The organism is Actinomadura sp. 9N407 (assembly GCF_044326315.1).
GTDB lineage: Bacteria > Actinomycetota > Actinomycetes > Streptosporangiales > Streptosporangiaceae > Spirillospora.
The window spans coordinates 534,348-546,993 of sequence record NZ_JBIRAW010000001.1; the positions used below are offsets into that span (position 1 = coordinate 534,348).

Below are 12,646 nucleotides of genomic sequence, written 5' to 3' on the forward strand. Positions count from 1 at the left end.
CGCTCAGCGCATCCAGATCACCGGGGCCCGGTGCGCGCCGTTCCGGCCGCCGTCCCGGCTCGCGGGCGCCAGCCCCAGCAGGCCGCTGAGCGGGCCGTTGAGAAGCGCCGGCAGCCACCGGTCGACGTAGTGATCGGCTTCGATCAGGTGCCCCACGTCGTACCCGTCCTCGACGGCGGGCGCGGGCGCCGTGCCGGGCTCGGCGGAGCTGTCGGCCGAAGTACTGGGCGATGTGCCGGCAGGGGTGCCGGGCTCGGGCGTGGTCGGGACCGGCCCGCCCGACGGCGGTACGGGCTCGGCGGCGCTGGTGTCCTCGACCGCGCGCTCACCGTCGACCTTCGTGGAGTCGAGCTGCTCGGAGTCGAGCTGCTTGGAGACCCGCGGGCCCATGCCGCCCGACGAGGAGATCGAGGCGGAGGTGTTCCGGCGGACCCGGAGCGTCGACATCCCCTTGCCCGCCCGCAGCCGCACGTCCTTCAGCACCAGCTTGACCCGCGGCCGCCCCGCCAGCTCGATCAGCGTCCTGACCTGCTCGGTGCCGCCCCAGGCGATCGTGGATCGGTTCCCCTCGATGATGAGGTCCTTGGTGACCGCCGGCAGCGCGGAGCCCGACCCGTGCCGCTTGGTCACGGTGTACGTGCACTCCTCGGCGAGCGTGATGGTGCCGCCGGCCTTGAAGGCCCGTACCAGCGCGGCCTCGTTCCCGCGGCCGTCCGGGCAAGGCACCGGCGCCGCCACGGTCGCCGCGGCGGGCAGCGCGGGCAGCGCCGCCACCAGCGCGACCGCGGGGACCATGCCCCGCAGCGCCGATCCGATCCCGATCCTGTCTCGCATGCTCTTCCCCCGTTGCTCGGTTGATCACTACGATCAACTACACACAGTTACCAATCCGCGACGCTTCAAACCGAAGCCGCAGGTCGACGGGGTACCAATGACCAGCAAAACCACTCTTTAATTACTCACAGTGTTCGTCTTGTTCGGCGGGGTAATGGACCGCGTGGAAAGTTCCGCATCGACACTTGCGCCGTGGGAGGGGGCACTCCCGACCACGGCACGAGGGGAGAGAAGAGTCGAATGAACAACCTGCAGCGCATCACCATCGTGGGCTTCGCGTCCGCCGGGATGGCACTCTTCGGGGCCGCGGCCGCATCGGCCGACGCTTACCACCAGCACGACGCGCTGGCCGCGGGCCCGCACGGTGCGGCGGCACACGGTGTCAAGGCGCACGCCGGCGACGACGGGCACCACGGCGACCATGTCTTCTTCAAGAAGTACAGCATGGTCGTCGGCCCGCACGGTGCGGCCCTCTGGGCCACCAAGAGCGCGGCCGGAGACTAACGACTCCGTCGCCGCAAGGTGATATCACCGGTCCCGCCCGCATCCGCGGGCGGGACCTCTCCTGCATTTGACGACCACACCATCGAACCAGCAAGGACGTCCGTGACCCACTCACTGCACCGGCTCACCTTCACCGGCCTGGCCGCCTTCGCGTTCCTGGCCGCCGCACCGGCCGCGGCCATCGCCGACGCGTCCCACAGCGACACCGGCATCAAGACGGAAAAGAGCGGCGCCTTCCTGCATGTGCGCTCCGGCTTCGTCGCCGATGACGGCCGTGCCTACGTCCGCGACAGCTACTACTGGGCCGGAGCCGGCTCCGCCTCCATCCGGCGAGTCGACCGCCTCGCCCGCTGACCCTGCCCTGCCCTGCGCACCGGCGGGTGCCAGGCACGCGATGGGCCGGGCCGGCCCGCTCCGGAGCGCGGAACGCCGGACGAGCGGGCCGGCTCCGGCTTCGGAGTCGGCTGGACGGATCTTCCTGAAGCCGGTTCAGTCCGAAGGGGCGGGCTCGTGGGCCTCCACCGACGTGGCACGGGAGACGGCCTCGATGATGTCGCGGGCCAAATCCTGCGGGGTGAGGCCGATGTCGGCGAGGATCATGGCGCGCTTGGCGTGGTCGAGGAACTCCTGCGGGATGCCGAACGTACGGACCGGGGTGTCGGCTCCGGCGTCGCGCAGCAGCCGCGCCACGGCGTCGCCGACGGCTCCGACCCGGCCGTTGTCCTCGATGACCGCGACCATGCTGTGCTGGGCGGCGGCCTCGACGAGGGCCGGGTCGAGCGGCTTGACCCAGCGCGGGTCGACCACGGTCGCGCCGATGCCCTGGGCGGCCAGCCGCTCGCCGACCTCCACCGCCGGGGTGGCCATCGCGCCGGCCCCGACGACCAGCACCCGGGCGCCGTTGGCGCCGTCGTGCCGGGCGAGCACGTCCATGCCGCCCAGCTGGTCGATCGCTTCGATGTCCTCGGCCACCGGGCCCTTGGGGAAGCGCAGCGCGGTCGGCCCGTCGTCGACGGCCACCGCCTCGCGCAGCAGCTCGCGGACGCGGGCGCCGTCGCGCGGCACCGCGACCCGCATGCCGGGGACCAGCTGCAGGATCGACAGGTCCCACATGCCGTTGTGGCTGGGCCCGTCGTCACCGGTCACGCCGGCGCGGTCCAAAACGAACGTGACGGGCTGGCGGTGCAGCGCGACGTCCATCAGCACCTGGTCGAAGGCCCGGTTGAGGAACGTGGCGTAGACCGCCACCACCGGGTGCATGCCGCCCATCGCCAGGCCGGCGGCCGAGGTGACCGCGTGCTGCTCGGCGATGCCCACGTCGTAGACGCGGTCGGGGTAGGCCTCGGCGAAGTCGGCCAGCCCGACCGGATGCAGCATCGCCGCGGTGATCCCGACGATGTCGGAACGCTCCGCGCCGAGCGCGACCATCTCCTCGCTGAAGACGTTGGTCCAGATCCGGCCCTTGGGCTTCTGCACGCCGGTCTCGCGGTCGTACGGCCCGGGCGAGTGGAACTGCTCTTCCTCGTCGTTCTCCGCGGGGGCGTAGCCGTGGCCCTTCTTGGTGATGCAGTGCACGATCACGGGGCCGCCGAAGTCGTGCGCCTTGCGCAGCGCGTGCTCGACGGCCTGCTCGTCGTGGCCGTCGATGGGGCCGATGTACTTCAGGCCGAGGTCCTCGAACATGGCCTGCGGCTGCAGGATGTCCTTGAGGCCCTTCTTGATGCCGTGCAGCGCCTCGTACGCGACGCCGCCGACGACGGGCGCGCGCGGGACGGTCTTCTTGACCAGCTCCAGCGCGTGCTCGTAGGTCGGGGTGACCCGCAGGTGGGCCAGGTGGCTGGCCAGCCCGCCGATGGTCGGGGAGTACGAGCGGCCGTTGTCGTTGACGACCATGATGACGCGGCGCTCTTTGCCCTCGGCGATGTTGTTGAGGGCCTCCCAGCACATGCCGCCGGTGAGCGCCCCGTCGCCGACCACGGGCACCACCACGCGGTCGCTCTCGCCGCGCAGCTCGAACGCCTTGGCCAGCCCGTCGGCGTACGACAGGGCGGTGGAGGCGTGCGAGTTCTCGATGATGTCGTGGTCGGACTCGGCCTGGCTCGGGTAGCCGGACAGCCCGCCGCGCTGCTTGAGCCCGGCGAAGTCGTGCCGGCCGGTGAGCAGCTTGTGCACGTAGGCCTGGTGTCCGGTATCGAAAAGGATCTTGTCGCGCGGCGAGTCGAAGACCCGGTGCAGCGCGATGGTGAGCTCGACGACCCCCAGGTTGGGCCCCAGGTGTCCACCGGTCTTGGCCACGGCCGCCACCAGGAACTCCCGGATCTCCCCGGCGAGCCGCGGCATCTGCGTGGCGTCCAGTCGCTTGAGGTCTCGCGGACCCTTGATCGACTCCAGCAGAGACACGCGCGTCAACTCCTCCATCAGGGGCTCCAGAGCCCCTGCTCGTCGGGCCGTTCCGAGTTTAGTCCCGGATGGCCCGCCCCGCGCCAGGGGTCGATCGTCTGCACATTCCCGCCACGAAACCCGCACGCGACGGCCATGGGGCGATGGGGTAGGAAGGGACGCATGGGTGTCGAAGAGATCGTGCTGCTCAACGCGTCGGACGAGGCCATCGGTACGGCGCCCAAGGTGCCCAGCCACCATCGTGACACGCCGTACCACCTGGCCTTCTCGTGCTTCCTCGTGGACACCGAGGGCAAGGTGCTGATCACCCGGCGCGCGCTGGGCAAGCGCACGTTCCCCGGCGTGTGGACCGGAAGCTGCTGCGGGCACCCCGGTCCGGGCGAGGGCCTGCGGGACGCGGTGATCCGCCGGCTGCACGACGAGCTGGGCGTGACGGGAAGCACACTGACCCCGATCCTGCCCGGATTCCGCTACCAGGCCACGGCCGACGACGGCACCCTGGAGAACGAGCGGTGCCCGGTCGTCCGGGCGCTGGTGCCGTCCGGTGCGCCCGTACGGAGCAATCCCGACGAGGTCGAGGACGCCGAGTGGTGGACCTGGGAGCGGTGCGTCGCGCTGGCTGACCTGCCCGAATCGTCCCCCTGGTACCGGCTGCAGATCGCCGAGCTCGCCCCGCTCGGACCGCCGCCGGCCTGGCCGGACGCCGGCACCGCCGGGCTGCCGCCGTCGCTGGCCTGGTGACGGTCCGCTCACCCGCCGGATAACCACGAGATCACTTTTCCGTTCCGGCTGTTGCTTCTCCCACCACCCGAACGGACGGTGGTGGTCCCGGGGGTGAGCGAAGGGACCGACGATGCGTGGACGATGGAAGGCGGTCGTCGCCGTGGCTCTCAGCGGCGTCCTGGCCGCTTCCGGCTGCGGTGGCGGCGACGACGGCGGCGGTGACGCGTCCCAGGTGGAGGTCTTCTCCTGGTGGACGGGTCCCGGCGAGGCCGACGGGCTGAAGGCGATGCAGGCCCTGTTCGAGCAGAAGAACCCCGGGACCACATTCGTCAACGCGGCCATCGCGGGCGGCTCGGGCACCCAGGCGCAGGCGGTCCTGGCCAGCCGGCTGCAGAACCGGAAGCCGCCGGACTCCTTCCAGGGGCACGCGGGCGCGGAGCTGCTCGACTACATCAAGGCCGGCCAGATCGAGCCGCTGGACTCGTTCTACGAGGAGAACAACCTCAAGCAGGCCTACCCGCAGCAGCTGCTGGAGCAGATCACCTACCAGGGCAAGATCTACTCGGTGCCGGTGAACATCCACCGCTCCAACATGCTCTGGTACAACCCCGGGATCCTGAAGGACGCCGGGATCGAGGGCCCGCCCGAGTCCATCGCCGAGTTCATCACCGCGCTCAAGGCGGTCAAGGACGAGACGGGCAAGGTCCCGCTGTCGCTGGGCGCCCAGTGGACCGCCGACCACCTGCTGGAGAACGTGCTGCTCGGCGATCTCGGCACCGACGCGTACAACGCGCTGTGGAAGCCGGGGGCCGACTGGAGCAGCCCCGGTGTCACCAAGGCGCTGACCGACTTCGCCGAGATCATCAAGTACACGACGGCGGAGGCCGCCTCCACCGACTGGCAGGGCGCGGCCAAGGCGGTCGTGGACGGCAAGGCCGCGTTCAACATCATGGGCGACTGGGCGTACGGCTACTTCACCGGTCCCGCGCCGAACGGGCTCGCCAAGAAGCTCGGCACCGACTTCGACTACGCGGCTTCCCCGGGCACCGGCGGCACGTACATGTGGCTCTCGGACAGCTTCACGCTGCCCAAGAACGCACCGCACCGCGGTGGGGCGCTGGCCTGGCTCAAGGTCGCCTCCAGCAAGGAGGGCCAGGACGCCTTCAATCCCAAGAAGGGCTCCATCCCGGCGCGCAAGGACGCGGACAAGAGCCTTTACAAGGGCTATCTGGAGTACGCGTTCAACGAGTGGAACAAGCCGGGCGTGAAGCTGGCGGGCTCGTTCTGGCACGGCGTGTACGCGAACAAGAAGTGGCACACCGACATCGACACCGCGGTAGGCCTCTTCCTGCAGAGCAAGGACGTGGCCAAGCTGCAGGAGGCGCTGGTGGGCGCCGCCAAGAACAACGCCCAGTAGGGCCCGGGTGAAGTACCAGACGAGCCGCCGCCGGTGGGTGCCCCGGCGCGCCCGGCGGTGGCTTCCCGGACTGCTGCTGGTCTCGCCGTCGATCGCGCTGATCGGCCTGTTCGTGTACGGGCTGATCTTCTGGAACGTCCGCGTCGCGGTGAGCGGCTCGCACGACGCCGTGACGCCGTACGGGTTCGACAAGGGGAAGAACTTCGTCGACCTGTGGGACGACCCCAGCTGGCCGCCCGCCGTACGGCACGCGCTGCTGTTCACCGTCGTGTTCGTGGGGGGCGCGCTGCTGCTCGGCGCGTTCCTGGCGTTCCTGATGGAGAAGGGCATCAAGGCGGAGGCGGGCTTCCGCGCCGTCTACCTGTTCCCGATGGCCATCTCGTTCATCGCCAGCGGGGTCGTGTGGCGCTGGCTGATGAACCCCGCTCCCCCCGAACGCGCCGTCGGCCTCAACCAGCTGTTCGGCAAGACCGGGCTCGACGCGCTGGCCAACAACTGGTGGCAGCACCCGCAGTGGGGCATGGCGGCGATGGCGCTGCCCGCGATCTGGCAGATGTCTGGGTACGTGATGGCCCTCTACCTCGCCGGTTTCCGCGGCGTACCGGAGGACCTGCGCGAGGCGGCCCGGGTGGACGGCGCCTCGGAATGGAAGGTCTACCGGTACGTCGTCTTCCCGCAACTGCGGCCGGTGACGCTGTCCGCGCTGATCATCCTGGGCCATATCTCGATGAAGGTGTTCGACCTGATCATGGCGATCGCGGGCAAGCAGATCATCACGTACGTCCCGGCGATCGCCACGTACGTCGAGGTGTTCGACTCGCACGACCCGGCCAACGGCGCCACCATCGCCACCTACCTGCTGCTGGCGGTGGCGCTGCTGGTGGTCCCGTATCTGGTCTGGTCCGTACGGGCGGATCGGCAGGGACGGGCATGACCGCGCTGCACGGCGGCGCGCGCGCCAGGCCGAGGGGGCCGCGCGCCATGCGGATGGTGCGGTTCGCGCTCCTGCTGGCCTTCGCGCTGCTGTTCCTGATGCCGGTGTACGTACTGATCGTCACCAGCTTCAAATCCATCCAGGAGGCCGACCCGAGCACCGCGTGGAGCCTGCCCGGCGAATGGAGCACCGACGGCTGGTCGGCCGCCTGGGAGACGCTGCGCCCCGGCCTGGCCAACAGCGTCAAGATCGCCGTTTCCGGGTCGCTGATCGCGGCCGTGCTGGGTTCGCTGAACGGCTACGTGCTGTCCAAATGGCGTTTCCCCGGCGCGGACGCCGTGTTCACACTGTTCCTTTTCGGGATGTTCATCCCTTATCAAGCGGTCATGATCCCGCTGGCCGGATTGCTGACCGACATCGAGCTGGTCGGCACCATTCGCGGGCTGGTCCTGGTGCATGTGGTCTACGGCATCCCGATCTGCACCTTGATCTTCCGGAACTACTACGTGACCATCCCGAACGAGCTGATCGAGGCGGCCCGGGTCGACGGCGCCGGCATGTTCCGTACCTACGGCTCCATCGTGCTCCCGGTGTCCGGACCCGCGTTCGCCGTCACGCTGATCTGGCAGTTCACCTCGCTGTGGAACGACTTCCTGTTCGCCGTCTTCCTGGGCGCCCCCGACAGCTGGCCGGTCACGGTGATGCTGAACAACACCGCCGGTTCGGGGGCGGTCGCCGTCCAGTACAACCAGCAGATGGCCTCGGCCCTGCTGGCCTCCCTGCCGACGCTGCTGGTCTATCTGCTGCTCGGCCGGTTCTTCATGCGCGGGCTCATGGCCGGGGCGCTCAAGGGATGAAAAATTCGCGAACCACGGCAACCACTCGCGACACATAAGCGTCACATAAAGGCCAGATCCAAGCACCCCGCCTGATCACAGGGAATGTCATGACCCTCAGACGACTGGCCGCAGCGGGAGCCGCCGGAGCCATGGGCTTCGCCACTCTCGCCCTGACCGCTGGACCCGCGTACGCGGACCCGAGCATTTCGGCCAGCCCCAACCCCTTCGTCCCCGGCAGCACCCTCACGCTCGGGGTGAAGGACTGTACCGACAAGCCGGTGCAGGTCGACGACGACGGGCTGTTCGCGACGGCTCCGAGCTGGACGAAGGGTGCCGCCGAAGGCGCCTGGACGGCCGCCGCCAAGACCAACAAGGTCGCCCCGGGCCACACCTACGTGGCCAAGTTCACCTGCAACTTCGAGGACAAGAAGTTCGAGCTCACCCTCACGGTCAACCCCAAGGAGGACGAGAAGCCCGAGCCGCCGAAGTTCCAGTTCGGCTATGACGACGTGAAGATGTCGACGACCAAGGTCGCCCCCAACGGGAAGACCGCGTTCACCGTGACCTGCCCGACCGAGGTCACCATCACCAGCAACGGCTACACCAAGAACCCGCTGCCGGTGACCAAGAGCGGCAAGAACACCTGGACCGCGAACGGCACGTTCAAGTCGTCGCTGCCCGACCCCACGCTCGCCACCGTGGCGTGCAAGGGGTACGGCTCGGTGAAGTACTCCACCAGCCCGGAGAAGGGCGAGATGACGCCGAAGAAGCCGACCGGGAAGATCCCGACCGGCCGGATCGACACCGGTGACGGCAGCACCGTGGCCGGCGGCGGCCCCGGTACGAGCCTGCTGGCGGGCGGCGCGGCCACCGCGCTGGCCGGCGCGGGCCTCGGCGCCATGATGCTGCGCCGCAGAATCGGGCAGGAGCGGTAATCACCTGTGCGTTCCACCATGCCCGCCGGCCGCCGCGTGTTCGCCGCGGCGGCCGGCGTGCTGCTCTCCGGGCTCCTGCTCACCGCCTGCGGCGATGAGCAGGAGCCGGCGTCGGCCCCCACGGCCGCCTCACCCTCACCCTCGGCGTCCGCCGGGGTGAAGGCCGCGAAGGACGCGGCGCCGATGACGGAGTCGCGGCCCAAGACGATCAAGATCCCGAAGATCGGCGTCTCCGCGCCGGTGTCCCTCATCGGTCTGCGCCCCAACGGCGAGATCGAGGAGCCGCCGCTGAGCCGCCCCAACCTGACCGGCTGGTACAAGGAGGGGGTCACACCCGGCGAGGCCGGGCCCTCGGTGATCCTGGGCCATGTCGACGCCAACAAGAAGGCGGCCGTCTTCGCCCGGCTCAAGGACCTGAAGGCCGGCGACACCATCCAGGTGGTCCGCCAGGACGGTTCCACCGCGACGTTCGCGGTGACCCGGCTGCAGAGCGTGGACAAGAACGCGTTCCCGCACAAGAAGGTGTTCGGCGAGGAGATCGACTACTCGTCGCTGCGCCTGGTCACCTGCGGTGGCGCGTTCGATGCGGCGAGCGGTCACTACCGCGACAACCTCATCGCCTACGCGAAGCTCGTCCAGTCCGTCTGATCCCGGTTCGGACCGTTCCCGTTCCCCCTTCCGGAACGGGGACGGCCCGGATCCGGTGCGGCCGAGTTGCCGATCACGACAAATCAGGGAAAATCGCTTACTGGACCGTTCGGCCGGCCGGCTGACCCCAGGGTCATGGTCGCCTGGCAGAACGGTGGAATCCGGCTCACCGGGCCGGATACTCCATCGGAAACCGGGCACCACGCTCCGAACGGTCCGTCCATCCGGAGACCGCAGGAGCACGGAGGTGACCGCGTGCAGGCGATCAGCGTTCAGCAGCCCTGGGCCTTCGCGATCGCGCGGGGCGGCAAGGCCGTCTCGAACCAGGCGCTGCCGACCGCCTACCGCGGTCCGCTGCTGATCCACGCCTCCCTGCGGGTCGATCTGAAGGCCTGCGACTCCCCGCTCATCCAGGCCGCGGGCTGGGACCCCCGCGACCCGCTCGCCACCATCGGCGCGATCATCGCCATGGCCGACCTCGACGACGTCTGCTCCGCCGCCGTACGCGACGGCGGCTGCGACTGCGGCCCCTGGGCCCAGCCGGCCGCGCACCACTGGCGGCTGACCTCCGTACGGGCCCTGCCCCGCCCCATCATCGCCCTCGGCCGCACGGACCTCTGGCAGCCCTCCACCGCCCTGCTGACCGAGGTCCAGACCATGCTCACCACCGCCTCAGCCGCCATCAACCGCCTCCCCTGACGGTGTTCGGTCAGCTACTCTGAGTCCTCGCGACGATCGGGGTAACGTGGTGGCACGTTGATCCGTCACGCCACCGACGGGAGCGGGCCATGAGCATTGCGTCGACGCATGACCACGGCGGATTCGGCCCGTACACCATCGAGGACCTGCACGCCCGCGAGGACGATGGCAAGGGCCTGGAGCTTGAGGACGGGTGGCTGATCGAGCTGTCTCCGAGCGCAGCGACCGCGTACGCAAGCTGAGGGAGTACGCGGACCTGGGCATCCCCCAGTACTGGCTCGCCGAGTTCACGCCACGCCCCAAGGTGCATGTCATGGCGCTGGACGATGACGCGGCCGTCTACCGTTCCCAGCACATGGTGATGGAAGGGGCGCTGGTCGAGACCGTGCTCCAGGCCGACAAGCCGATCGAGATCCGGTTCGACCCGCGGATCATGATCGAGTTCTAGCGGGCGGCGTCGCGGAGGCGGGCGAACTCGGCGGCGAGCCTGTCGATGGTCCAGCTCGCGTTCAGGCCGCTGGGGTTGGGCAGCACCCAGAGCCGGGCGGGACCGAACGTCTCGTCCTGGGGACCGATCTGGGTACGGGGCCTGCCGAACGCCGTGCGGTAGGCGGTGACGCCCGCGACGGCCAGGTAGGCGGGGCGGTGCCGTTCGACCAGGGCGGTGAGGCGCCGGCCGCCCTCGCGCAGTTGCTCGGTGGTCAGCTCGTCGGCGCGGGCCGTGGTGCGGGGTACGAGGTTGGTGATGCCCAGGCCGTACGAGGGCAGCAGGTCCTCCTCGGCCGGTGAGAGCAGGCGGGGAGTGAAGCCCGAGCGGTGCAGTGCGGGCCAGAAGCGGTTGCCGGGACGGGCGAAGTGGTGCCCGGTGGCGCCCGAGTACAGGCCCGGGTTGATGCCGCAGAACAGGACGCGCAGCGCCTCGCCGTCCGCGGGCAGGACGTCGGGGACGACACGGTCTCGGGCCGCTTCCAGCTCGGATTTAGAAGGAGCCATCACATCAGGCTACGCACGATCAGGGTGATGGCCGAGGCGCCCACGACGACGAGGATGGCCGTGCGCATCCGGCCGTCGTCGACGTACCGGCGCACGGGACCGGCCAGCACGAAGCCCGCCAGGACGAACGGGGTCAGCACCAGCCCGGCCGTCACCTGCTCGCCCGGGAGCTGGCCGGCGGCGGCGAGGGTGACCAGGGACAGCAGGGCGCCGCCGGTGAAGAAGACCGCGAGCGTGGCGCGGACCTTGGGACCGCTCTCGTGCTGGTAGAGCAGCGCGATGGGCGGCCCGCCGATCGCGGACGCGCTGCCGGTGGCGCCCGCGATCATGCCGGCGGTCGTCAGCGTGGCCCGGTTGCGCGGTACCCGGCCGCGCCACAGCCCGGCGCCGAGCGCGGCCAGGACCATCGCGCCGATCACCGCGCCGAGGACGCGGACGGGAACGACCGCGACCACCCAGACGCCGAGCGGGGTCCCGGCCAGCCGGCCGCCGAAGGCCCAGCCCAGCCCCTTCAGATCGGCGTGCCTGACCTCCTGCGCCAGCGTGGCCAGCGGCAGTACGGTCGCGGCCACCAGGATCGAGCCCGGCATCAGGGACGGGAACAGCATCGTGACGATCGGCGTCGCCACCAGGCCCACCCCGAGCCCGACGCTGCCCTGCACGATGGCTCCGAAGAGCGCGGCCAGTCCCCCGAAGAGGAGGAAATCGAGTCCAGGCACGGGGTGGAACGATACATCCCGGCATTCCCGGCCGCTCACTCGGAGGCGGCGGTGAGCCGTTCGGTCTCCTCGGCGGTGAGCTCCAGCTCGGCGATCGCCATCAGGGCGGGCAGCTGCTGGACCGTGCGGGCGCTGGCGATCGGCGCGGCCACCGTCGGGCGGCCGCGCAGCCAGGCCAGCGCCACGGTCGCCACCGAGACATCGCGAGCCTGGGCGATCTCGTCCAGCGCGGCCAGCACCCGGGGTCCGCGCTCGGACTTCAGGTACTCGCCCGCCTTGCCCGCGCGGGGGCTGTCGACCGTACCGCCCGGACGGTACTTGCCGGTCAGGAAGCCGGAGGCGAGCGCGTAGTAGGGCACCGCCGCGAGCCCGTGCCGTTCGGCGATCCGCATCCGCTCGCCCTCATAGGTGTCGCGCGAGACCAGGTTGTACTGGGGCTGGATGGCGGCGTACTTCGCCGTCCCCTCGCGGTCGCTGAAGGCCAGTTGCTCCTCCAGCCGGCCGGGCTCGATGTTGGACACCGCGATCTCGCGTACCTTGCCCTCGCGCACCAGCGCGTCCAGCGCGGTGATGATCTCCTCGGCCGGCACCGTCGGGTCGTCGTAGTGCGTGTAGTACAGGTCGATGTAGTCGGTACGCAGCCGGCGCAGCGAGTCCTCGGCCGCCGCCTTGATCGTCTCCGCCTTCAGCCCCTTGTGCGCGGGATGCGACCCGGCCTTGGTCGCCAGCACGATCTGCTCGCGCGTGCCACGGGCGGCGAACCACTCCCCGATGAGCTCCTCGGACTCCCCGCCCTGGTTGCCACCGACCCACGCCGAGTACACGTCCGCCGTGTCGACGAAGTTGCCGCCGCCCGCCGCGTAGGCGTCCAGGACCGCGAACGACCCGTCCCGGTCGGCCGTCCAGCCGAACACGTTGCCGCCCAGCGCCAGCGGGAAGACGTCCAGCGCGCCGATCTTGTTCGTGAGGTTGGTCATGGGAAGATCCAATCGCGCCCGCGT

16 protein-coding genes are annotated in these 12,646 nt (G+C 70.1%); 11 read left to right on the forward strand and 5 right to left on the reverse strand.

From position 1 onward, the window contains the following. Positions 1-3 precede the first annotated feature (3 nt). Positions 4-834 (reverse strand): hypothetical protein, encoded by an 831-nt coding sequence (locus ACH34Q_RS02330; protein ID WP_395980995.1) that lies wholly within the window; start codon positions 832-834, stop codon positions 4-6. 240 nt (positions 835-1,074) lie between these two features. Here ACH34Q_RS02330 and ACH34Q_RS02335 point away from each other — a divergent pair, with 240 nt between their 5' ends. Both ACH34Q_RS02335 and ACH34Q_RS02340 read left to right on the forward strand, forming a co-directional pair. Next, positions 1,075-1,338: a hypothetical protein gene (locus ACH34Q_RS02335; protein WP_395980996.1), complete on the forward strand. Its 264-nt coding sequence runs from the start codon at positions 1,075-1,077 to the stop codon at positions 1,336-1,338. Between the two features lie 102 nt (positions 1,339-1,440). After that, on the forward strand, positions 1,441-1,692 hold the full coding sequence (locus tag ACH34Q_RS02340) for a hypothetical protein (RefSeq protein WP_395980997.1): 252 nt from the start codon (positions 1,441-1,443) through the stop codon (positions 1,690-1,692). A 135-nt stretch (positions 1,693-1,827) separates the two neighbouring features. On the opposite strand, the gene dxs is transcribed toward ACH34Q_RS02340, so the two are convergent. Continuing rightward, positions 1,828-3,738 (reverse strand): 1-deoxy-D-xylulose-5-phosphate synthase, encoded by a 1,911-nt coding sequence (gene dxs, locus ACH34Q_RS02345; protein ID WP_395981079.1) that lies wholly within the window; start codon positions 3,736-3,738, stop codon positions 1,828-1,830. A gap of 162 nt (positions 3,739-3,900) precedes the next feature. On the opposite strand from dxs, the gene idi reads away from it, so the two are divergent. The 9 genes from idi (at position 3,901) to ACH34Q_RS02390 (ending at position 10,381) form a co-directional block, all read left to right on the forward strand. Further along, the gene (idi, locus tag ACH34Q_RS02350; RefSeq protein WP_395980998.1) at positions 3,901-4,479 is read left to right on the forward strand and encodes an isopentenyl-diphosphate Delta-isomerase; all 579 of its coding nucleotides are present in this window, start codon (positions 3,901-3,903) and stop codon (positions 4,477-4,479) included. 112 nt (positions 4,480-4,591) lie between these two features. Then, on the forward strand, positions 4,592-5,878 hold the full coding sequence (locus ACH34Q_RS02355; protein ID WP_395980999.1) for an ABC transporter substrate-binding protein: 1,287 nt from the start codon (positions 4,592-4,594) through the stop codon (positions 5,876-5,878). 7 nt (positions 5,879-5,885) lie between these two features. Then, positions 5,886-6,812: a carbohydrate ABC transporter permease gene (locus tag ACH34Q_RS02360; protein ID WP_395981000.1), complete on the forward strand. Its 927-nt coding sequence runs from the start codon at positions 5,886-5,888 to the stop codon at positions 6,810-6,812. After that, positions 6,809-7,669: a carbohydrate ABC transporter permease gene (locus tag ACH34Q_RS02365; RefSeq protein ID WP_395981001.1), complete on the forward strand. Its 861-nt coding sequence runs from the start codon at positions 6,809-6,811 to the stop codon at positions 7,667-7,669. Before ACH34Q_RS02360 ends, ACH34Q_RS02365 begins: the two co-directional genes overlap by 4 nt. A gap of 89 nt (positions 7,670-7,758) precedes the next feature. After that, positions 7,759-8,586 carry a hypothetical protein gene (locus ACH34Q_RS02370; protein WP_395981002.1) on the forward strand — a complete coding sequence of 276 codons (828 nt, stop codon included), beginning with the start codon at positions 7,759-7,761 and terminating at the stop codon, positions 8,584-8,586. Between the two features lie 6 nt (positions 8,587-8,592). Next, the gene (locus tag ACH34Q_RS02375) at positions 8,593-9,234 is read left to right on the forward strand and encodes a class F sortase (RefSeq protein WP_395981003.1); all 642 of its coding nucleotides are present in this window, start codon (positions 8,593-8,595) and stop codon (positions 9,232-9,234) included. Between the two features lie 255 nt (positions 9,235-9,489). Beyond that, positions 9,490-9,933 carry a hypothetical protein gene (locus ACH34Q_RS02380; protein ID WP_395981004.1) on the forward strand — a complete coding sequence of 148 codons (444 nt, stop codon included), beginning with the start codon at positions 9,490-9,492 and terminating at the stop codon, positions 9,931-9,933. An 89-nt stretch (positions 9,934-10,022) separates the two neighbouring features. Beyond that, positions 10,023-10,175 (forward strand): hypothetical protein, encoded by a 153-nt coding sequence (locus tag ACH34Q_RS02385; RefSeq protein ID WP_395981005.1) that lies wholly within the window; start codon positions 10,023-10,025, stop codon positions 10,173-10,175. Further along, positions 10,127-10,381: a hypothetical protein gene (locus ACH34Q_RS02390; protein WP_395981006.1), complete on the forward strand. Its 255-nt coding sequence runs from the start codon at positions 10,127-10,129 to the stop codon at positions 10,379-10,381. Before ACH34Q_RS02385 ends, ACH34Q_RS02390 begins: the two co-directional genes overlap by 49 nt. Here the strand turns inward: ACH34Q_RS02390 and mug are convergent. The 3 genes from mug to ACH34Q_RS02405 are packed head-to-tail and all read right to left on the reverse strand — an operon-like array spanning position 10,378 to position 12,622. Next, complete coding sequence (gene mug / locus ACH34Q_RS02395; RefSeq protein ID WP_395981007.1) at positions 10,378-10,926, reverse strand: G/U mismatch-specific DNA glycosylase; 549 nt, start codon at positions 10,924-10,926, stop codon at positions 10,378-10,380. The genes ACH34Q_RS02390 and mug overlap by 4 nt on opposite strands. After that, on the reverse strand, positions 10,926-11,645 hold the full coding sequence (locus ACH34Q_RS02400) for a sulfite exporter TauE/SafE family protein (RefSeq protein WP_395981008.1): 720 nt from the start codon (positions 11,643-11,645) through the stop codon (positions 10,926-10,928). The genes mug and ACH34Q_RS02400 overlap by 1 nt, the downstream gene beginning before the upstream one ends. Positions 11,646-11,680: 35 nt before the next feature. Beyond that, the gene (locus ACH34Q_RS02405; RefSeq protein ID WP_395981009.1) at positions 11,681-12,622 is read right to left on the reverse strand and encodes an aldo/keto reductase; all 942 of its coding nucleotides are present in this window, start codon (positions 12,620-12,622) and stop codon (positions 11,681-11,683) included. Between the last annotated feature and the right edge of the window lie 24 nt (positions 12,623-12,646).

Excerpts from the sequence above, each read along its gene's own strand:
- ACH34Q_RS02335 (WP_395980996.1), top strand. The coding sequence starts at position 1,075 with ATGAACAACCTGCAGCGCATCACCATCGTGGGCTTCGCGTCCGCCGGG.
- mug (WP_395981007.1), bottom strand. The coding sequence starts at position 10,926 with ATGGCTCCTTCTAAATCCGAGCTGGAAGCGGCCCGAGACCGTGTCGTC.
- idi (WP_395980998.1), top strand. The coding sequence starts at position 3,901 with ATGGGTGTCGAAGAGATCGTGCTGCTCAACGCGTCGGACGAGGCCATC.
- ACH34Q_RS02355 (WP_395980999.1), top strand. The coding sequence starts at position 4,592 with ATGCGTGGACGATGGAAGGCGGTCGTCGCCGTGGCTCTCAGCGGCGTC.
- ACH34Q_RS02370 (WP_395981002.1), top strand. The coding sequence starts at position 7,759 with ATGACCCTCAGACGACTGGCCGCAGCGGGAGCCGCCGGAGCCATGGGC.
- ACH34Q_RS02405 (WP_395981009.1), bottom strand. The coding sequence starts at position 12,622 with ATGACCAACCTCACGAACAAGATCGGCGCGCTGGACGTCTTCCCGCTG.
- ACH34Q_RS02385 (WP_395981005.1), top strand. The coding sequence starts at position 10,023 with ATGAGCATTGCGTCGACGCATGACCACGGCGGATTCGGCCCGTACACC.
- ACH34Q_RS02365 (WP_395981001.1), top strand. The coding sequence starts at position 6,809 with ATGACCGCGCTGCACGGCGGCGCGCGCGCCAGGCCGAGGGGGCCGCGC.
- ACH34Q_RS02330 (WP_395980995.1), bottom strand. The coding sequence starts at position 834 with ATGCGAGACAGGATCGGGATCGGATCGGCGCTGCGGGGCATGGTCCCC.